This is a genomic window from Roseburia sp. AM16-25 (genome assembly GCF_003473825.1).
Taxonomy (GTDB): domain Bacteria; phylum Bacillota; class Clostridia; order Lachnospirales; family Lachnospiraceae; genus Pararoseburia; species Pararoseburia lenta.
This window is the reverse complement of sequence record NZ_QUCW01000003.1, coordinates 25,030-46,391: the sequence shown is the minus strand read 5'-3', so window position 1 is coordinate 46,391 and position 21,362 is coordinate 25,030. Positions and strand designations below refer to the sequence as shown.

Annotated in this window: 16 protein-coding genes; 1 reads left to right on the top strand and 15 read right to left on the bottom strand. The window is 43.7% G+C overall.

Going from position 1 to position 21,362, the window contains the following annotated elements; all coding sequences use genetic code 11:
• Positions 1-11 precede the first annotated feature (11 nt).
• The 12 genes from DW183_RS07675 to DW183_RS07620 form a co-directional block, all read right to left on the bottom strand.
• On the bottom strand, positions 12-1,349 hold the full coding sequence (locus DW183_RS07675; RefSeq protein WP_118281416.1) for a TrkH family potassium uptake protein: 1,338 nt from the start codon (positions 1,347-1,349) through the stop codon (positions 12-14).
• A gap of 117 nt (positions 1,350-1,466) precedes the next feature.
• Positions 1,467-2,315, bottom strand: coding sequence for a class I SAM-dependent methyltransferase (locus tag DW183_RS07670; RefSeq protein ID WP_118281415.1), 849 nt, complete (start codon positions 2,313-2,315; stop codon positions 1,467-1,469).
• Between the two features lie 2 nt (positions 2,316-2,317).
• Positions 2,318-4,747, bottom strand: coding sequence for a 6-pyruvoyl-tetrahydropterin synthase-related protein (locus DW183_RS07665; protein ID WP_118281414.1), 2,430 nt, complete (start codon positions 4,745-4,747; stop codon positions 2,318-2,320).
• Between the two features lie 6 nt (positions 4,748-4,753).
• Positions 4,754-7,222, bottom strand: a complete 2,469-nt coding sequence (locus DW183_RS07660; RefSeq protein WP_118281413.1) for a 6-pyruvoyl-tetrahydropterin synthase-related protein — start codon at positions 7,220-7,222, stop codon at positions 4,754-4,756.
• A gap of 2 nt (positions 7,223-7,224) precedes the next feature.
• Positions 7,225-7,698: a 6-carboxytetrahydropterin synthase gene (locus DW183_RS07655; RefSeq protein ID WP_118281412.1), complete on the bottom strand. Its 474-nt coding sequence runs from the start codon at positions 7,696-7,698 to the stop codon at positions 7,225-7,227.
• 3 nt (positions 7,699-7,701) lie between these two features.
• Entirely contained in the window at positions 7,702-8,808 is a 1,107-nt protein-coding gene (locus tag DW183_RS07650; protein ID WP_118281411.1) for a hypothetical protein, read from the bottom strand.
• A gap of 33 nt (positions 8,809-8,841) precedes the next feature.
• Entirely contained in the window at positions 8,842-10,239 is a 1,398-nt protein-coding gene (locus tag DW183_RS07645; protein ID WP_118281410.1) for a TIGR03111 family XrtG-associated glycosyltransferase, read from the bottom strand.
• Complete coding sequence (gene xrtG / locus DW183_RS07640; protein ID WP_118281409.1) at positions 10,223-10,819, bottom strand: exosortase family protein XrtG; 597 nt, start codon at positions 10,817-10,819, stop codon at positions 10,223-10,225. The genes DW183_RS07645 and xrtG overlap by 17 nt, the downstream gene beginning before the upstream one ends.
• On the bottom strand, positions 10,816-12,642 hold the full coding sequence (locus DW183_RS07635) for a Firmicu-CTERM sorting domain-containing protein (RefSeq protein ID WP_118281408.1): 1,827 nt from the start codon (positions 12,640-12,642) through the stop codon (positions 10,816-10,818). Before DW183_RS07635 ends, xrtG begins: the two co-directional genes overlap by 4 nt.
• A gap of 162 nt (positions 12,643-12,804) precedes the next feature.
• Positions 12,805-14,262, bottom strand: coding sequence for a TrkH family potassium uptake protein (locus DW183_RS07630; protein WP_118281407.1), 1,458 nt, complete (start codon positions 14,260-14,262; stop codon positions 12,805-12,807).
• A 26-nt stretch (positions 14,263-14,288) separates the two neighbouring features.
• On the bottom strand, positions 14,289-15,647 hold the full coding sequence (gene trkA / locus DW183_RS07625) for a Trk system potassium transporter TrkA (protein ID WP_118281406.1): 1,359 nt from the start codon (positions 15,645-15,647) through the stop codon (positions 14,289-14,291).
• Positions 15,648-15,940: 293 nt separating this feature from the next.
• On the bottom strand, positions 15,941-17,770 hold the full coding sequence (locus tag DW183_RS07620) for a family 43 glycosylhydrolase (protein ID WP_118281405.1): 1,830 nt from the start codon (positions 17,768-17,770) through the stop codon (positions 15,941-15,943).
• Between the two features lie 265 nt (positions 17,771-18,035).
• Here DW183_RS07620 and DW183_RS07615 point away from each other — a divergent pair, with 265 nt between their 5' ends.
• The gene (locus DW183_RS07615) at positions 18,036-19,082 is read left to right on the top strand and encodes an aldose epimerase family protein (protein ID WP_118281404.1); all 1,047 of its coding nucleotides are present in this window, start codon (positions 18,036-18,038) and stop codon (positions 19,080-19,082) included.
• A gap of 79 nt (positions 19,083-19,161) precedes the next feature.
• Here DW183_RS07615 and DW183_RS07610 read toward each other — a convergent pair whose 3' ends face one another.
• From DW183_RS07610 to DW183_RS07600, 3 genes are read right to left on the bottom strand one after another with little or no spacing between them, the layout of a single operon-like run.
• Positions 19,162-19,836, bottom strand: coding sequence for a hypothetical protein (locus DW183_RS07610; RefSeq protein WP_118281403.1), 675 nt, complete (start codon positions 19,834-19,836; stop codon positions 19,162-19,164).
• Positions 19,820-20,431, bottom strand: a complete 612-nt coding sequence (locus DW183_RS07605; protein WP_118281402.1) for a hypothetical protein — start codon at positions 20,429-20,431, stop codon at positions 19,820-19,822. The genes DW183_RS07610 and DW183_RS07605 overlap by 17 nt, the downstream gene beginning before the upstream one ends.
• Before the next feature lie 13 nt (positions 20,432-20,444).
• Positions 20,445-21,359, bottom strand: coding sequence for an ATP-binding cassette domain-containing protein (locus tag DW183_RS07600; protein WP_118281401.1), 915 nt, complete (start codon positions 21,357-21,359; stop codon positions 20,445-20,447).
• Positions 21,360-21,362 lie beyond the last annotated feature (3 nt).

Sequence of the window (21,362 nt, the reverse complement as noted above, 5' to 3'; positions counted from 1 at the left end):
TTTTTCTCTCCTTATCCTACTGTAATATTTTCTATTGGATACTTTAATGTACTTGTATCCTTATGTGAAAAAGCTGCATATATAATTGTCAAGCCTCCCACACGTCCAAAAAACATCAGCAAAATCAATATGATACGCGAGACTTCTGAAAGGCTTGTCGTGATTCCAAGAGTAAGCCCCACGGTACCAATAGCTGAAAAGCTTTCAAACATGCAATCCAATATCGGCAATCTTTCAACCATACTGATGATAACAGCAGCTGACACTGCAAAAAACTGATACATAAACATAATAGTTGTTGCACTTTTTACAATGGAATCGTCTATTCTTCGTCCATAAAAATTTGCATTCTGCCTTCTCCGAAATACTGCAACGGCATTTGCAAATAAAACAGCAACCGTTGTTGTTTTCATTCCTCCTGCTGTAGAACCCGGAGATCCACCTATTAACATTAGAATCATTGTCATAGTTTTTCCTGCATCAGACATTTTTGATAAATCTGCTGTATTAAATCCCGCCGTTCTTGGCGTTACAGCCTGAAAGATAGACATACAAATACGTTTTTCCAAAGGATTGTCATAAAATTCTACAAAAAAGAATAAAATCGCGGGTACGAAAATCAATATTATTGTCGTTACCAGAATCACTTTCGTCTGCATTTTATATTCCTTAAGGCGTGTTTTCTTCGTTGCAATATCCCTCCATGTAAGAAATCCCATTCCTCCCAGAATAATCAAAATACATACCACCATATTTAGATATACATTTCCTGAAAATGAGGTTAACGAACTAAACTTCCCTGTCTTATCTCCCATAAGGTCAAATCCTGCATTGCAGAACGCAGATATAGAATGAAAGACGGATAGCCATATTCCTTTTAGCCCATATCGTGGCACGAATACTGGAAATAACAATAATGCGCCGATCCCCTCAATTGTAAATGAAGTCAAAAAAATAAATCGCGTCAGCTTGACAATACCACCAACCTGTGGTGCTGAGAGTGCATTTTGCATGGTCTGACGTTGCATTAAACTAATTTTTCTTCCTGCAATCATAGAAAAAAAAGAGGCTACAGAGATAACTCCTAATCCGCCAACTTGTATCAGTATTAAAATCACTGTTTGTCCAAAATATGACCAATATGTAGCCGTATCATATACCACTAATCCTGTAACACAAACCGCAGATGTGGCTGTAAATAAAGCGTTTCCAAAGGTAGTAATCTCACCTCTTTGCGACGAAATAGGCAACATCAATAACATTGCACCTAATAAAATTACCCCCACAAATCCTAATGTTATAATTCGGAAAGATGTTAACTCTTCTTTTATTCTTACAAGATCTGACACCTATACTTCCTCCGTTCTTTCTTTTTCTACAAATATTTTACGTCATAAAAAATAAGGTGCCATAAATTGTTTTTTTCTGATATAAAGATTGTATAAAGATGAAAAAAGCCATCCGGTTTAACCCAGATGACTCTTTTTACATCTTAATATATCCACTGTGTGCGCCCCGGCGCCAAGCAGCTCCGGACGTTCACATGTTGACAAGTGATACTCGATAAATTTCGCAAACATCTCTTCCGACATAGCATTTAATTCCCTGCGCATATAGTCTGCAGGTCCATCCGCAGAGATTGTCTGCACATGTTCCAGTCCTGCTGCATGACGCAATGCCTCCATATCCTCCAGACGCACATAATCGTATAGATCTTCTTCCTTAGAATGGCAGTGATAATCCTCGTCCAATCTCCCATCTGCCATACACTCCAACGCATGCCCCTCTTTAAAACCATAGGTGAGTACGCCGTATTCGTTCATCAGATAGGCGACCAGAATATAACCCCCCGGTCTTGTCACACGTTTTGCCTCTGTCAGCGCCTGCAACTTATCCTCGAAGGAATACAAATGGTACATGGGTCCAAACAAAAGCGTCAGATCAAAACTTGCATCCGCAAAACGCTTTAACTTTCTAGCGTCTCCCTGATAGGCTTGCAGGAAAAATTTCTTGCCCACCGCACAGCACTCCTTTTCTGCCCGATCAGCATTTTGCTTCAAGCGCCCCAGATTGTATCTGACATACTCTAGCGCCGTCACATCATAGCCCTCTTTTGCCAGTTCCACCGCATAGCGTCCGGTTCCGGCACCGATATCCAGAATCTGTAATGTTGTATCCTTTGCGTTTTCCCCTTGCAGAATCTCCAGATACTTATGGATATATTTCATGGAAGTAATATACTCCACCTGCCCGTGCCTGCGCATCAGGCGCTTATCCTCATTAAATTTATTATAGTGAGCCGTCAACTCATCCATACTCAGTTCATCTCCAATAGTTTATCTGTCAGTTTGCGCAGTGGCACAAGAGGATCCCATTTCTTCTTAAAGAGCAGGATCCATAGGAAGATCGTTGCAAAAACGCCAATAAGTGTGACGATCATGCCCTCTTTAAAATATGCGTAAACGTAATGGATCCGTGTTGTTCCAGCCTTAACCGTGATCAGTTCATTCTTTACACCGAATTTCCGGTCAGACACAAAATTGTCCTGGTATGCTACATTGGTGCATACATCCTGGTCCGTCTTGATCGTCATGCCATTTGCATCATAAGTGATCGTCAGCGGAACGATCTCATAAGAAACATTGGTATCTGCCTCTTTCATGGCAAACATCTTTTCCACCAGGGTCCGCAGGTCTGCCTGTGGGTCCTCTGCCAGCATATAAGGCAGGCTCATGCCCACGACATGAATATTCTTGTCGTAGGTCGCAAAATATCCCAGTTCCAAGCCATCTGTCACAAAATTTTCCATCGCCACGTCATCATTGCTGCTCGTCAGATATTGGGAAACCCACTTATATGGCAGATCAAATGTATAAGTATCATCCCCATACCGCCACTCGGAAACCTTTGTCAAAGTGATATCCTGAACCTCAATACCAAAGAGATTTCCTATACCATAACGATTCTTCGGAATACTTCTGGCATCGATATACACCTCTGTCCCGGCATCTGCCAAAGATGTCAACAATTCCTCGAACTTTTGTTGATCACTATAGGTAAATCCGGACAGATAGATCTTTTTGTACTGTTTGAGATCATCCAGAGAATAGTCATCCAGATCCTCACTTGCACCAGCCACAAAGGACGGATACATGTAGGAAACATACAAGGCAGACGATCCGATCGCCAGATTGTCAGCCGATATATTCACACCGAACTGTCCGTCTACCCCCTCCAGATCAAAGAGGATCACATCTGCATTTTCGTCCACAAAGGTATAGCCATATCTCTTTGCCGCCGCTACAATGTCCTCTGTCGAAAATCCCTTTGGCAGGATAGATTTTTTCAAAAGCGCACTGTCACAGCCCAATTCCAGCAATTCCTGGAAAGTATAATCATAATATCCATAGCGCGCTGCCTCCGTCATATGCACGATCCGCACATTGGTCGTCGCACCCTGAATATCCCAGCCCTGCACATAATCCACATTCTTTTCCAGTACAAAATAGGAAACATAGGATTTCAGCGTACTTTCATCCACAAGGCCCATACGGTTTGAAGTCAGGTCTGCCGCCTCGTCCAAGAGGTTTTCCCCGGATACCGGCTCCTCGATCTGGGTAAAATAGAAATAGGACGGCACCGTATCTAAAAGCACCGCAACCAGTGTCAGCCAGATCAGCCCCTTCTTCTTAAATTCCAGAAAGCCCCACTCATAGCAGATCAAAACATAGCACATCTGCACATAACGTAGCATCCACCATGCCTGCGGCAAAGGCATATGACTCACCAATGGCAAAAATGCATCTGCCGATAAGACAAAGAAGATCAGACCGATGATCGCGCCCGCCTTTCGCTTACCAAAGATGATAATGACAATGGCGATCGCAAACATCGCCAGCCCAAAGGTACAGGATGTCTCGCCCTGCTGTCTGGTTGTCACACTTAAAGACAAGAGCAGGTTCTGGCTCCAATCCGACATACGGTTTGCCGTCGAAGAAGAGGATCCCGTCACAACGTCACCCAAAAGCGCTGGCAGGAGAACAATCCCGGAAGTCAGGATTCCCAGTACAAAAGCTAAAGGTCCTAAATACCATGTTCCTTTTTTTGCTCCGGCAAAAATACTATACAGTGAAAAAATAATGGCACACATAGCAGTCAACATGATATGAGTCGCAACAAACAAAAATACCATGATCACTGTCGGAATCAAAGATTTTTTCTTTTCGATCAGATTCGTATAAAAATAAAAGAAAAGCGGCAGCATACCCGACATAAAGGCACGGGCAAGATTTCCCTCACCAAACATCAGACGCACGTTATCCGGCAAAAAGAAATAACAAATGCCGATCACGATAAAGAAAAACCGTTGCTCACGATTGGCGATCAGACAAAATCCGATATAACCAACCGCAAAAATGGTCACAAAGAGCAGATAGTAAGATAAGAGCAGACTACCTGTCAGCAGATAGCCGATCGCCATCACATAATAAGCAAAGATCGGCCAATAGCGGAACATCTGAAATCCATTGTACCAGTCCTCTGTATAGAGGGGAAAAAGCACACCTTTTTTGATGTTTTCTCCTAAGAATTCCACCTTATACAAGTGTCCATAGACATCTTCTCCTGCCGGCTGATATCCTCTCAGATACAAGAACAAAAAGATCCCGAGAGAAACCAGTATGCCGACCAAAATTTCAATGGCAATATATTTTTTATTTTGGTTCTGTTCTTTGTTTTTTTGTTTCATAAGCCTCTAAACTCGTTCTAATTGCTTTTTTCCGTGCTTTCTTACACCGATCAATAACAGTATCGCTGACACAAGTGCTCCCGCAGACAAGAGCATACCCTGCGTAAAATATGGATAATACAGGATGATCGTCGTCGTACCTTTGTTGACATAAACCTGATGCCCATTGATGTCATAATCGTCAGATGCAAGCATATTATCCGTGTCGGCAAGTGTCGTGTTGACATTGTCATATTGGGATGTGATCGTCACTTCCTTATTCTGCACATCTACGGTCAGCGGCACGATCTTATGATCCGGCTCCTTGGTCACATAAGAACCGATCAGATCGTCTATGATCTTTTTGCTGCCATCCTCATCCAGTGTCCGGTAATAATGATATGCCAGACTGATACCGATAAAAGTAATATTTTCATTCTTGGCTGTTCCGGCAAACGCCATCTGTACGCCGTTTTCATACAAATAACCCTTGACGTTGGTCAGACCGTTCATACAGACGGTCTTCCACTCTGTCTCGTCTTTCGGGAAGAGTTCGCACAGAACTTCCTGATCGTTGTAATAAAGGATAGGATAACCATTTTCAAACTTGACACTCTGGCAATCCACACCTAAAAATTCCTGGATACCCGTGTAGGTATCGGTTGGAATACTGCTGGCATCGACCACGACTTTAACCCCTGCCTTTGCCAGTTTCATGACCAGATTTTCCGCGCTGGTCTGATCGTCATAGGTAAAACCGGACAGATAGACCAGTTTATAGCCCTTTAAATCAGCAAAAGAATAATCGTTTAAATTATTTGATTTCCCTTGGATCATATCCGCATAGGAATAGGTCAAAAGTTTCCCCGACGTGCCGATACTGATAGCATCATACCGGCTGACAACACCAAAGGTTTCCGGTGTGTCCTGATGGAAAAGATAATATTTGCCCTTGCTGGCAACCAGATCATAGCCACAACTTTTCGCCGCCGCGATCACATCCTCCATATCTTTTGCGAGATACTTGGTCGCATCCGTATAGATCAACACCGTATCATTTCCAAGTAAAAGGAGCCGGTCAAATAAATAGGTGTAGTGTCTGGCTCCAACCGCTTCGTTCACATCCATGATATTCTCGGATGTTGCCGCATACTGCCAGCCATTGCCTCCGCTCTGTGCCACTATGCCCTGTCCGTCATCCGCTACCGTTGCCACATAGGCTGCACTTGCGCCATAAATATCACCATCCAGAAAATACATGCGCTGCTTTGTGATCTGTCGTGCCTGATCCAGCAAAGTCGTCTTTTCAAAAACATCCAACTGGCCTGTCGCATCATAGTATGCCTGCCCCTGATTTACCTTGATCGATGGATAGGCATCTATGACAAGCACCGCCACACAGGCAAGATAAAAGATCTTTTTCAAAGATTTCCAATAAACAAAACTAAGCAGGATCATACACAGGGCTATGGAGATATACTCTGTCATCCAGAAATATCGTTTGCCCGGCATATTGGATAAAACAATATAGGCACTGCTGGTCGTTCCCAGAAAGAGGATAATGCCTGCCACATAGCCAACACGTGACTTTTTGGAACCTGCAAGCACGCCAAAGACTGTCAGTAAAAAGGCAGCCAGCCCAAAATAATAATGCTGGTCATTTCCCTGCAAACGATAGACCGGATTTAAAGACTGCAAGGCGCTCTGGAAGTAATTTTTCATGACTGTGACATTGTAGGTATCCGATCCGTCCCCCTGCAAGGATGGATAAAGCCATACGCCCAGAAGCAGGATGCCAAGCACCATGGCTGCAACTGCAGGTAGGATACCCGGCTTCTTTTTATACATAAAATGTACCAAAATGCCAAACAGCAGGACCGTGATCGCCACAAAAATACTGTAGCGCACACTGCATGCCACGATCAAAAACTGGCTGACGATCATACCAGCTAAAGTTCTGCTCTTTTTGACCTCCGTAAAAAACCACTCATAGGTAAAGCCGATCAATACCGGCAAAAAGATCATGGCACATGCTTCTGCCAAATTTCCCAATAAAAAGAGGGTATGCATATTATTGGGCATAAAGAACCAAAGCGTGCCGACCAGAAATCCGGTCTTCAGGCGTCCGATCTTCTTTCCGATAAAGATCCAGCCGACCGCGCCTGCAAAATAGAGCAATCCCACAAAAAGGAGATATCCTGTATTGGCATCGCCGCCCACAAGAGCCTGACACGCTGCTATAAGATAGATCGGCAGAGGCTCCACATAACGGAGTAACTGCTCCCCATTAAACCAATAAGGATCATAGAGAGGAAACCCGTTTCCCTCACCTATGCCTTTGAGAAGCATCTTTGCACGATAGATATATTGTAATGTATTTGTTCCTGCGGGATAGTTTCCACCGCGATAAAGCATATATACAAGACCAACTGCGATCAGGACATAAAGCACCAGCATAACAGCGATCGTGCATATCGTCTTACCTCTTTTTTTCATGGTCAGTCTTCCTTTTTCTGCGCGATCCGGTCAACGACTGCATCAATTTCCGCATCCATGCTTTCCTTGCGTCTGTTTCTGATCGTTTCCTTGAAATCCTCGTCTTCCTCGAAACTGATGATGTAACTTCTGGTCGGCGTTTCGCTGCTCTCCATCTTGATCAGTTTGGCATCGCCAGCCTCTACAATATCGCGGATATCTAAGATAAACTTTTCGGACATGTTTTCCAGGGTCGGAATCACAGTGTCAAAAGGTTCAAAATTGTTCATGATCCCGTTTTGATACTTGGCAAAATACTCGCTGATAGATTTCTCGTAAGTATTAAATTCCACGAATTCATCATTTTTGATCATGATGTCAATGGTAAATTCCCAAGTGTGGGGATGTGTCTCGCCCTCCACACCGTTGATGATGATATAATGATTCGCATTGAGATAAAATTTAAAACGATAGGTACGGTTCAACTGTAATGCCATGAATTACCACTCCTTTTCTTCCGCTTCCGCGCATGCCTCTGTAATGGTCTTTTTGCTTTCCTTAATATCTTCCATGTGGCGGATCTGATCGACCGCTCCCACATTATGGATCACGCGCCACGCCATTTCATAAGTATAGTGACACATGAGGAGAATGATCCCTGTGTCATCTTTCTTAAATCGCAGGATCTCATCATCTAATTTGGTCATAGAATCTGCCAAAAACTGTTTGGTGTCCGCCTCTGTTGCAAAACGCAGCACCGCAAGCACTGCCTGATCCACATTTTTCTCATCCAATTTGCGGGCAAATGCAGGAAGCACTGCCTCCTGATAAAGATTTAATCTCGTATCGTAGGCATCCCTCTCCTTTGCTTCGCGCTCCAAGCGCTCGATGTGCTGGTTCTGGATCTCCAGACGGCTATGCAAAAGATTGTTATCAAGTTCCCGCTTCTTTACCGTCATTTCTGCTCCCATGGCTACCAAAAGCATGAGTACCATAATGATGATGACATAAATATACATACTGATACGTGTTGACAAAAATTCGTTGTTATCTAAGATAACGGTCTCATCCGTCAAAAGACACAGGGTATATTGTGTGTCATTGTAGGAAAAGATCACACCGGATGCCACATAACGGGATCCGTCCATCTTGATCAGTTCATGGGTCACATGGTTCAAGCGCAGGGATTTTACAAATTCATCTGCCGAACTTGTGTCATAAAACTTATCCAGTGAAGTCCCCTGATATCTGTCTGTCTCTGTAACATTTTTGACAAAAAGGATATTCTCCTCTTTTGACAGGGTCCAGTAATGTGTATTTCCACTATCCAGAGTCTCTATAATATCAGAAATGATGCTTTCCTCGGTTCCATTTTCCTGTAAATTGATCTGATCCAGCACCAACTGCACATAGTTATCCTGCTGGGTCGCATAAACATTCATAATTGTAGTCGTATAGCGCTTCATCAGATAATGTCCCATCGCCGACATGGCTGCCACCACGACCAGGGTAAGGATCAGTATATTCCGGAATTTTCTTTCCAGTTTCCTGATATCTGTCTTTTTATTCTGCCATTCTGCTGTCTGTCGCAGTTCTTTCTTTTTCAAAATCCTGCCTCCGTTTATCATCATATCTTACGGTCATTCGTCTTCCATCCCCGGCACATTGACAAATGCACGGAACTTCTGGATGGCTCCCCGAATACCGGATGTATTGCCTAAAAACTCATCTTTAAATGCCTGCTTTTCTTCGGTAAAATTACGTGTTTTCCATGCACTGCTGGTATTGATACTGTTGATGATCCCTGCAAAGCGGATGAAAAATACCAAAAGGTTAAAGAATGGCAAAAGGAACACCACATACCACTGCTTCCTATAATACTTCTGCAATTCCTTAAATGGCTTTAGGAATACCACTGTCGAAAAGAAATAGAAAAATCCCACGACAAAGTAGCCCAAAAACAGGATCGCTACCGAAAACAAAACCATCTGCATGGAGTAATTCATAAACAGCAGGCAGATCAATGCCAGATACCAGATCATGCGCGGGAAAGCAAAAGTATGATCGTAGACCAGGGTGCGCACGGTCGGGTCAGAAAACATGCGGTTGACCTTCAATTTGTCCTTTAAGAACATGGAAGAAACTTCCAGACTTCCGCGCTGCCAGCGCTGTCTCTGCGTATATAACTTGTTCATATCATCGATCGGGTCAACAAAAAAGATGGCATTCTCACAGATCTGCACCTTTTCTTTTTTATTGTAGCGCATCTGGAAAGTCAGTTCCGTATCTTCACAAATGGTATCCGTATTATACATATGCGAGTTTAACACGGCCGACTTACGAAAGGCAGAAAAAGCCCCCGATAAGGTATAGACCGAATTTGTCTCGGATGCATAGTTTCGCCCTGCCAAAAATGCCTGCGCATATTCCATGAACTCTGTCTTGCGCAATAACTTTGGAAATACCCAAGGATACTCCTCGATCAAGCGCGGCTCGATCAAAATAGCCCCGGTCATGACCTGGATCTCCGGGTCTGCCTCAAACTTGGCGATCAGATTTTTCAATGCCGACCTTTCCAAAATACCGTCACTGTCAATATTTATGATGTATTTGCCCTTGCTGTTAAAAAGCGCCATGTTCAGCGCCTTGGACTTACCTTGTTCTGCATTGAGCCACTGCATGATCAGTTCCGGATACTTGGACTGACACCGGCAAAATACCTGAAAACTGTTATCCTTGCCCTGATTATTGATCAGATAGACATTGATGCGGTCATTTGGATAATCGCTCTCATAGATCGATCGGATGCAGGCTTCCAGTGTGCCCGCAGAATTATACACAGGGATCATCAGAGTGATCTCAGGATAAAATCCCAAGTTCTGCTCCTCTGACTCCTTTGTTTTTTGTTTGATACGTTTGTGTTTGCGAAATAATATAAAGATGTTACCAATCGCCGGGACCATTTCCATGATAAATGGAATGATGATCCACGCAGCCCAGAAAAGAAAGGAATTTAACACGCTATTTATCGTGACCATACGCAAATCCTCCCACTTTTTGCCGGATAATCTGTGCCTTGGTAAATACAAAGAAATACAATATTACAGTCAGTGCATAGAACACCAATCTGCCCACAATGGTATGTGCTATATGATAGGCACCGATACCATTGAAATAGATAATGGTACAGATGACGGCAATACGCAGTGCATTGGCAAGGATAATGTAAAAAATGCCAACTACACTTACAATGATACGTTCAAAAATGTTGTATGCCTCAAAAAAGACAAGCAATGCCAGATATGCCATGATCTCCAGAATACCGGAACATTCAAAGTCGATCTGGAGCGTGATGGCTCCGTCGGCGGCATTGACAAATAATACGCCATACTTGAAGAATGCCGTATACATACCTGTGATATCACCAAAAACACCAGCCACTGCAGCAACTACTTCTGCCAGTGGCTGGGTCATAATAGGTCTTACCCATACCATCATGATGATAAAAAGTCCGCAGGCTCCCCAGAAATACTTCCAGGCTTTGAGTTGCGCTTTATGCATCAGATAGTAAATATAAATCCAAACTCCGATTAAAACGAATCCAATGATATTTTTCATGCTAACCTTCCGGTGCGTTTTTTACGATATACCTGTGCGATCACAACAACTGCCAGACACAGGAGAATACCTAAGATCGGTCCTGTAGATGTACCGCCACAGGATATCCACTGCGGTCCGATACGAACATAGTTCACATGGAATGTCTTCATGTCGGACTGCTTGAGATTCCAGTCATAAGCACCCCATTGCTCCGGTGCCTTATTCACAACCTCTACCAAAGTTGGAATATCAATGTAGTATTCCATCTGTGCCCTGCCGGTCTTATCGACATGGATATAGGCTCTGCCATATGTATAAGTCCATGGATTATTGATGTTGCTAGCAGATCCTATATATGCTGTATCAAAAAGATAAAATTCATAATCTCCGGGTCCAAGATTGGTTGCATCCTTCCACTGCTGCACATTGCCATTGGCATCTACGCCACGCAGGGTGAAATACATGGTATTTCTGCTGTTTTGACCGTTTACACTCAAAGTAATGAAATTAAATGCATCGCGGTAGTAAGCACCATAATAATCTACATAGCCAAAGAGAATATCACCGTCCGAATACAAAGCCCCGGAAGCATCTGCCTTGGTATTGTAACCGATGGATGTCTTCTGATAGCCTTCCCAATCAGAAAAATCATAGTCATAGGAAATCTTTTTGAGCGTTCCTGTCGTCGTATCATCTGTATCAATGCTTGGTGACTGGTTGACACAGCCCTGTGTGATATAGATCGGTGTCGTATCCGTCATAATACCGAAATTGAGGGATGTGATCTTGTCATTAAAACCTTGCAGGCTGGATACCGGCACGGCAATCTCATACTCATGATTGCTATAGCGGAAGTCCAACTCACGCAACTCTTTGCCGGATCTGACATAGGCAACTGCATTGCTGATCATGATATTGGTCTTGGTACCATCACTCAGTTCAATGCAGTAAGTACCATTATTCCATGGGCCTACCTGTGTTGCACAGCCATCCCACCAGTCCTGCTCACGCAAATAGAGGTAAACGTAATCGCCGATCCATACAGCCGCACCTTCCTTCAAGGCGCTTGCCGGGTTCTGCGTTTTTTGCACATTATTCCAATCCGAGAAATTTCCATCGATCGTAATGCCGTTTGCTGTAGTCACTGCCAGATCAGCATTTGCGTCCTCTGTAGTATCTTCTTCATTCTCATCAATGGCTTCCACGGTCTCCTCTGTGGATGCTTCGGAAGAATTACCATTGCCGTAGCCCGTCTCATCCTTCGGCTTTTCCAGTACAGACGCACCATCGATCGTTGCAATATCACTGCCGGAAACGGAAACACCGGCATAGGTTAAAGTAAAGTCCTCAGATGGGAACCAGGATCTTGGAATAGCAACTTCAGCGAAGGCAGAATCTACATTGTAATCTGTATTGCCGCCCTCAAAGACCAACTGCGCCCCGGATATATTGTTGTTCCAGCCATCCTTGACAACATAAGATCCACTGCCGTCTGACCAGTCTTGTACAAATTGAATGGTGCTGTAATTGGCATTGTAAAGTTGACTGTCATTGTATGTAAGGCTCACCTTGGTATTGCCGATCGCCTCGCCATATGCCCCGGTCGGATTCTGCGCTGCATATAAATACAGATAACTGCCCGATACACAGGTCTTCCAATCGCTGACAGAGCCATCTGCGGAACCACGGCTGGCGATACTGCCCCAATCCGCGCTATTGCCATCGCATACGACACTGTCCGATGCCAGTACATCCCTTGCCTGATCCGGCAACAGACAGACTGCCGATGCAACAGCCATACTTCCTGCTAATAATAATGAAATTATTTTCTTGCCCTTCATGCACCTCATCCTCTTATCATAAAAAACTACACTAACATCTTTTATAGTAAAACATTATACCCTCTATATGCCCATATTTCAAGAATTCTGCCCTTGAAATATATGTCAATCCTGTGCGTTTTATACTGAATTTATCGGCATTTTCCTCTCAGATTTCAACCATTATCCCAACTTCTTCCAGGTATTTTTGGAAAGCAGGATCATGATCGGGAAAATTTCCAGTCTGCCCGCCAACATATCAAAGATCAGGATGATCTTTGACAGAATGCTGAAATCATGGTAATTGCAAGTCGGTCCGACGCCATCCAAGCCCGGTCCGATATTGTTAAAGCAGGCAATGACCGATGTCATGGTTGTTGTCAAACTCTTACCATCCAGACAAATCACAAGGAAACTGACGATGGTGATCATCACATAGGCGATCAGATAAGTGTTCAGATTATCCAGCACCTTCTCGCTGACGACCTGACCATTATTTCTTACAACTAAGACCTTTTGCGGATTTAGGGTCTTTTGCAGATTGCGGTGCAGGTTCTTGAACAAAAGCAGGATACGACCGCACTTAAAACCACCGCCGGTACTGCCCGCACTCGCTCCACAGAACATGAGGATAATCAGGATCGCCTTGGAAAAGGTCGGCCAGAGGTCAAAGTCCGTGGTTGCAAAACCGGTCGTCGTGATGATGGTCGCCACCTGGAAAAATACCTGCTGAACAGTCTCTCCCAGACTGTGGAACATAGATCTGGTATTGATGGAGATCAGGACCACGCTGGCAAAAATAAGCCCAAGATACAGTTTCAGTTCTTCGTCCTTTAAGACATCCTTCACCTTGCCTAAAAGGAGCATATAGTAACAGGTAAAATTGACCCCAAAGAGGATCATAAATACCGTACAGACATTCTGGATGTAGACGCTGTAACCTGCCATACTGTCATTTTTTATACCGAATCCACCCGTGCCGGCGGTTCCGTATGCAGTACAGATCGCCTCAAAGGGTGACATACCGCCAAAAAGCAGAAACACAAAACATAAGATCGTCAAGGCCACATACAGGGTATATAAGATCGTCGCTGTCTGGCGCATACGTGGCACCAGTTTGCCGACATTTGGTCCCGGACTTTCTGCTCGAAGCAAATGCATGGTAAAGCCGTTGCCCTTGCCACTGGCAGGAATGACCGCCAGAAGAAAGACCATAACCCCCATACCGCCCAGCCAATGGGTGAAACTACGCCAGTAGAGCATGCCATAGGACATTGCCTCCACATTGGTAAGAATGGATGCTCCCGTTGTGGTAAAGCCGGAAACCGTCTCAAAATATGCATCAATAAATGCCGGGATCTCACCGGAAATAAAAAACGGCATACAGCCGACCAGACTCATGATCGCCCAGCCCAGACCCGCACTGACCAATCCTTCTCTGGCATAAAAACGCATCTCTGCCCTACGACAGAGCATAAACATAAGCAGTCCTACAAGGATCGATCCTATGATCGTTGTTGCAAATGCCGTAATGGAAGTCGCCTCGCCGTGGATCAGACTAATGATCCATGCCGGCACCATAAAGACCGCTTCCGTAATGATCACGAGGGACATGAAACGTCCCACCATCTTATAGTTCATACCAAACCTCGTTACTCTAATTTATATTATGCAAACATATCATTTAATGTGTGAAGAACCACATCGCCGTTCGTTACAACCACTAAGGTATCGCCAACGTCAAAGGTCGATTCTCCATCCGGGATGACCGGCATCTTTCCACGCGTGATACACGCGATCAGCACATTTTTGCGCAACTGCAATTCCTTTAACGGCTTGCCACAGTTTCTCGTCTTTTCATCCACGCGAAATTCCAAGGCTTCCATCTGTCCCTCTGCAAAAGAATGTACGGATAACGCCGCACCTGTGGTATTTTCCATAGCACGCACATAACGCACGATCTGGTTACAGCACAACTCCTTCGGACAGACAACGCTTCCCAGGTTCAAGATATCCTGGATCATGGAATTCTCGGTATGATCCACCTTGGTAATCACCTGTTCCACGTTACAATTTTGTGCATAAAGCGAAATGATCATGTTCATCTCATCATAACTTGTCATGGTAACCAGAGCGTCACACTGCTCTAAGCCTTCGCTCTCCAAGAATGTCTGATTGCTGGCATCGCCCCAGATCACGGATACGTCCGGCAGATATTTTGCCAGTTCCACGCAACGGTCTCTGTCCTTCTCGATCAAATGTACATCAATATCGGCGCGCGACAACATCTGTGCCAGATAAAAACTGACTTTTCCGCCGCCACACAGGATCACACGTTTTGCCTTATGGGTGATGATGCCAAGATTTTTCAAAAGGCTTGTCAGTTCCTTGGCTGCCGCCGTTACATAGATACGGTCGCCCTCTTTTAAGACGAAATTACCATCCGGTGCACTGACCACGCCGTTTCTTCGCACAGCACACACCAAGACCTTACTCTTTACGATCGAGTTCAGGTCATTCAGTGCAATGTTGCAAAGTTTGGAATTTTCTTTTATCTTCAATTCTACGATCTCTGCTCTGCCACGCGCAAAGGTGTCTCTTCGCAGGAAACCCGGATAATTCAAGAGACGGTCAATCTCAAGTGCAGCCTGTCTCTCCGGATTTACCGTCATAGAAAGCGCAAAAGTATCTCTCATTTTATAGATCTGATCTCCATACTCTGGGTTACGAATACGGGCGATCGTATGAATATCAGGATTCATGCCATGTGCAGTCATGCAACATAAGAGGTTGAACTCATCCTTTCCCGCAACAGCGATCAAAAGATCCGCCTTTCGTATATTTGCCTGCTCTAAGACCTCCATAGAAGCACAGTTTCCCTGTACACTCATAACATCAAAACGGTCAGAACATACTTCCATCACCTGTTGATTATTATCAATCAGCGTGACCTCATAACCTTCTGCCAGCAGTTTTTTGGTCAGCATACAGCCAACTTTTCCGGCACCAGCAATGATAACTTTCACTTTTAACTCCTCCTAGCAAATCAAATTCGCTCATACTCCAATATAGTTGTATATCACTTGTTCCAAAAAGGCAACTGTTTTATCATGTATTCCTCTGTAAATTCTATAAAAAGTGTATCAAAATCTGTCTCCACCCTTGTTAATGCAATGTCACTGATTTTATGGATTTGTGATATCAAGCTGATCTTTTTAACTGAAAAAAATTAAATACTTATATATGTAACAAAACTCCTGCTATCTCACGTAATTCAGAGACAGCAGGAGTTTTCTTATTTATAAAGTTTTTGCAGGTATTATGATAATGCAATAACCTGACCTTCCGTAATGCCATTTTCATTGAAAGCATCCACGCGGACAAAGTAATTCTGTGTGGTAACAAGTGCCTTAATCTCTTTCTCGGTCACGCCAAATACCATATAACTATGATATAACTTGTCTGCCTTATGTCCCCAGAGGATGTTGTAACCTACGACATCATCACTAGGACTCTCGATCGTAACTTTCATGTATCTGCGGTCAGCCTCACGTTTTGCTGCAAATGTAGGAGTCTTTGGCGCCTGTCCATTCCCCCTACCAAAGACACGAAGTCCGCTGACGCAGGCTTTCTGATCATAAGGCACTTCCAAAACAGTCAGTTTCAGGAAACGTACCTGCATGCCATCTTCTCTTACCACAAGATCGTGTGGCAGGTTTGTTGTAACTTCTGACTTATCCTCAATCATAAAGTAATCTTTGCCATCCACGGATCCTTCCAATGTCCAGCGTGTGATCAGATCGCGCTCCTCAATATAACGCTTTCCGGTCTGATTTCCACGAAGTTCTCCCGGTGTTGGGATTTCGATCTTGTCGTCTGCAAAGTTGACCTGGATCGCATGTACATCCATAGTCTCGCCCAGGTCTACTTGTACCCATTCACCCGGCTTTTCGCTTGCAGCACGCCACCATGTACGGACATTTTCCTCTGTAACCTTATCCGCACCTTTTCCTTCTTCTGCAGAAGATGCGGTCGCGTTCTTTCCATAACTTAAGAGCATCCACTCCGGATTCTTCCATGGGTCCTGCTTATCACCGCTGACAGCCTGTGGCCAGTCACCATATCTCTGATTACAGAATAATTCGCCGTCTGCATCAAAGCCCGCCGGCCATACACCGACACGACGTTCAAAATTATGATTGATGCTGATACGCATGGTAGAAGTATGCCAAAGGTTATCCTTCTGATCGCGCATAGTCGAACCATGTCCTGCTCCCGGGATAAATCCGCCTGGCTTGTAAGAATACGGATTATTCTGTGCCAATTTGAAAGGTCCCAGCGGAGAATCCGATACATAAACACCATCCGCATACACATTATACTGTGCACCAGGGCAGGCATACTGGAGATAATATTTGCCATCATGCTTATCCATCCAGGCACCCTCGATGTATGGGCGACCGCTGACATAACCCTTTAACATGATAGCCATACCCTGCATCTGCGGTGGCAGATTATCCGGATCCATTCCTTGCATCTGCATGAATCCACGATATTTTGCTTCCAAAGCATCGTCTTCCAAAGGCAGGTCGCAATGGTCTTCTCCACAGACTTCATAACCATTTTCACTCCAATTACCATGCACAAGTTCGATTCGCTCCGTCTTTGGCTGCATGGTCTCAGGATCCATCTCAACGCCCCAGATTGGCGTCATATTGGCACATCCCCAGTAGAAATATACTTTTCCGTCATCATCTACAAAAAGGTTTGGATCCCAGAAATCAAAACTTCCCTTGATCTCCTCATAAGGTCCTTCCTCAATATTCTTGGTACGATAAAAATTACAAGGCTCTCCTCTTTTGGAAGCAGAGAAATAAACATAGTCACCTAAGACGCGTACATCCGGTGCATAGTCATAAAATGGCAGATTGTCCGGCAAACGCTTTGCTTCCCAATTTGCCATATCTTCAGATACCCAGACACCCAGTGTCATAGATGCAAAGATATAATACTTTCCTTTAAAATAAATCATAGATGGATCTGCCGCTTCACGCGATACTTCGATCGCACCCTCACCCAATCCCGGCATAACCTGCTGGTTGAACTGGTAACGGTAATCCACATTTAACGGATTACAAAAATACTTCATATTCCTTTTCCTCCTTCTTATATGCACATTCCAGCGCGAAATTATCTATTCTTATTTTGTATCATAAGGCAGCCTTTCTTTTTTCGATATCAAAATTTTGCTTTTTTTACAAATTTTTATATATCTTTTTGCATCTGATCTTTCTTGGCAAAAAACTGATACAAAAAAATCAACTACTTTACATGGTAATGCAGGTATCTTTTGCTATAATAAATCTAACTTGGCAGAATACTGCCAAAAACCGATTTGACAGGAGGTATTTACTTTGGAAAAACATGTATGGGGACAGACACCCGATGGAGAAGATGTTGTAGTTTACGAACTGACCGGAACCAATGGCATGCGGGCAAGCGTGATGAATTACGGTGCCAATCTTTTGACACTCTTTGTTCCTGATAAAAATAGGGATTGCAAGGACATTGTACTTGGCTATGAACATTTAGAAGACTATTTTACCAACGATGCTTTCTTTGGATGCAGCGTCGTTCCATGCGGCAACCGCATCGGTGATGCCAAATTTACCTTGAATGGCAAGACCTACGAACTGGATAAAAATGACGGTGTCAACAATTTACATAGCGGCTTCCATCCTCTTTGTCGCCGTATCTGGGATGTCGATGCCGTATCCGAAAACAGCATCACTTTTTCTTATAAGAAGAAGGATATGGATATGGGATTTCCGGGAAACGCAACCTATACCGTGACTTATACACTGACAGAAGATAGGGAACTGCGTCTGGACTACACCGGACTTTCTGATGCAGACACAATCTTCAATCCTACCAACCACTCTTACTTTAACCTTGCCGGACACGATGCCGGACTTTCCGCTATGGAGCAGAAGATCTGGATCAACGCCAGCCGTTTTACCCAGACAGACGACGCTTCTATCCCAGACGGCGTACTTCTCGATGTTGCAGGCACACCAATGGACTTTACAACACCTAAGCCTATGGCACCGGAGATGGATGATGCTTACGAGCAACTTGCATGGGCAGGCGGATACGATCACAACTTCGTACTCGACAAACCATTGGGTCAAATGGGAATTGCTGCTTCCTTCTATGATCCGGCATCCGGTCGCAAGATGGAAGTCTACACAGATCTGCCGGGCATGCAGTTATATGGCGGCAATTATATCAATGAGGGACTAGTCGGCAAGGGCGGCTGTACTTATGGCAAACGCTATGGCGTAGCCTTTGAGACACAGTATTTTCCAAATGCCATCAACATCCCATCTTTCCCGCAGCCGCTAGAAAAGGCAGGAGAGACGGTCAAGACTTCTACCGTTTACAAATTTACGACAGTATAATTATCTAAAAATCCCCGGGACGACTCGATAATCAGACTTCTGACTATCATGCATCCCGGGGATTTTTCTTTTTACACGATTAATTTTTCAGATATTTTCGCATTGCCGCACCTTGCGCATACTTTGAAAGTGGCGCCCGGTATATAAGTTTTGCCAAAACACACTGCAAACCAACACCTATCAGTGTACTTGCATACGCAATCAAAACAGCACCGGCAAAAGATACCGGAATGGTCGGCAATGAGAAAGAGCTAGGGCCCGACACACTATATCCCATATAAAATGAAATCGGCCAGATGATCACAAACAACAGAACGATAGATAACACATAAAATTTGTATACAAATGCTGTATAAATATGTAGCACCAGCATCATAACGGAAAGAATCACAAATACGCTAATCAACACATCTTTCTGCTGCGGGTATAACGCAACCTCAACTGCCTTCATAATGACTATGATTGTCGTTGATACAAGAGAAAAAATCAAATCACCACAAGATGCAATAGAAGTCTGAATTCGTTTTCCATATGGACTTGCTGTAACAAGCGTTGACATACACATACTATATATCACCTGCACCATATACATTGGTGCCATCATCATAAAAAACATACCCAACCAAAAAGTACCGCGGGTAGCTAGTTCTATCACAACTCCAATCAGATAAAAAATCACCATACTTCCCAACTGCAGTCTTCTTTGAAATCCAAATTTTTGTAAAGCAAATATAAGTTTAACGTTCTCGATCATAATAGCTCCTTTCCATACTACGTACTGCAAATTTTACAGTCAGTATTGTTGCAAATACGGCTATTCCCAGCGCAGCCATCCAGTGTACGACCGGATTGACTTCATATAACATAAACACCAGACATACAGAAACAATTGGCGCAATGTAGGATAACAACAAACTGCTCATATAGCCCGGGAAAAAACGACTCACCATAACCGCCAAGGTTACAACAGCTCCCATAATGACACCTGAGGCAACCGATTTCATACAAATGCCTGCTAATAGTCCAAAGTATACGATACGTCGCAGACTGTCTGTAACAATCATCTGACCATATAATTTCATACCTGTGTTCGATGCCTTTACCAATGCTATACCCTGAAAATTTTTCCCATAAATACCGCCAAAATTCCATCCATCAATTAAGACTTCTAATAAAATGTAGACCGTGAGTAAACTATATCCCACAAGACTAAACTCAGGATCAGCCATTTCATTGAATAATGCCTGCGAAAAAATCGTGCTTACCACAATAAGCAAAGGAACTGCAAAAAGACCAATGATTTTGTAAAGCAATGTCAGATTATTCCAATACATTTTTAATGCTTTCATGTACATGCCCCCTCTATGCTAACTGTACTCTGCTGCTTTTCTTCATCACAGCAACACTAATCTGGGATAGTGTCGGTGTCTCTACCGCAATATCCAGTCCGGCCAGTTTATCCATATCCTCTGCCAGACAAATACCTTCGTAGCCGTAATTGTTTTTTGTCATGCTGTACATAAATTTCTCTGCCGTAGAGATATCTTTCAGTTCGCCCTTGACATAGACATATTTTTCTTTTAAGTCTTCCACAAAGCCTTTTTCTACCACCTGTCCATGCTCCACGATAATAGCATAGTCCGTTACGTTTTCCATATCTGCAATATTGTGTGTGGAAAAAAGAACCGTCTTTTCTCCAGCACCTTCCTCCAAATAGCCACGGATCATATCGCATAAAACATCACGCATCAATGGATCCAGTGGAGATGCCGGTTCATCCAAAAGAAGCATCTGTGTCTCTCTGGCAAAAACGCCGGAAAGCATAAGTTTCATACGATTTCCATCCGATAAATCGTTGACCTTTTTCCCGCCTCCTTTGTGATCTGTCGTCACAATCTGTAACTGCTGCAGATATCGCTCAAACTTCGTCCGGTCAAATTTGTCATATAACAAATCTGTAATTTCCTCGACTTGCTTCACCGTCCATTGTGGAAGGTAATAATTATTCGGTCCAACATATCCTATCATTTCTTTCACCGGACAATCTGCCTCTTCACGGTCTTTATCATCCCACTTTCCAAAAAAATCTATGTTACCCTTATAATCAAGTCGTACGCCCGCCAATGCGTTAAGAAGCGTTGTCTTTCCTGCACCATTTTCTCCAATCAGAGCTGTCGCAAACCCCTGTGGAATCTTTAAACATGGGATATCAAGTGTAAATCCCTTAAATTTTTTACTAAGATTGTTAACTGCAACTGCTGTTTTTACCTGTTCCATATT

Bases quoted from the DNA above. Each gene is read 5' to 3' on its own strand.
- DW183_RS07600 (WP_118281401.1), bottom strand. From the start codon at position 21,359: ATGGAACAGGTAAAAACAGCAGTTGCAGTTAACAATCTTAGTAAAAAA.
- DW183_RS07660 (WP_118281413.1), bottom strand. From the start codon at position 7,222: ATGAAAAAAAGAGGTAAGACGATATGCACGATCGCTGTTATGCTGGTG.
- DW183_RS07665 (WP_118281414.1), bottom strand. From the start codon at position 4,747: ATGAAACAAAAAAACAAAGAACAGAACCAAAATAAAAAATATATTGCC.
- DW183_RS07610 (WP_118281403.1), bottom strand. From the start codon at position 19,836: ATGATCGAGAACGTTAAACTTATATTTGCTTTACAAAAATTTGGATTT.
- DW183_RS07605 (WP_118281402.1), bottom strand. From the start codon at position 20,431: ATGAAAGCATTAAAAATGTATTGGAATAATCTGACATTGCTTTACAAA.
- DW183_RS07645 (WP_118281410.1), bottom strand. From the start codon at position 10,239: ATGGTCACGATAAATAGCGTGTTAAATTCCTTTCTTTTCTGGGCTGCG.
- DW183_RS07655 (WP_118281412.1), bottom strand. From the start codon at position 7,698: ATGGCATTACAGTTGAACCGTACCTATCGTTTTAAATTTTATCTCAAT.
- DW183_RS07635 (WP_118281408.1), bottom strand. From the start codon at position 12,642: ATGAAGGGCAAGAAAATAATTTCATTATTATTAGCAGGAAGTATGGCT.
- DW183_RS07670 (WP_118281415.1), bottom strand. From the start codon at position 2,315: ATGGATGAGTTGACGGCTCACTATAATAAATTTAATGAGGATAAGCGC.
- DW183_RS07630 (WP_118281407.1), bottom strand. From the start codon at position 14,262: ATGAACTATAAGATGGTGGGACGTTTCATGTCCCTCGTGATCATTACG.
- DW183_RS07620 (WP_118281405.1), bottom strand. From the start codon at position 17,770: ATGAAGTATTTTTGTAATCCGTTAAATGTGGATTACCGTTACCAGTTC.
- xrtG (WP_118281409.1), bottom strand. From the start codon at position 10,819: ATGAAAAATATCATTGGATTCGTTTTAATCGGAGTTTGGATTTATATT.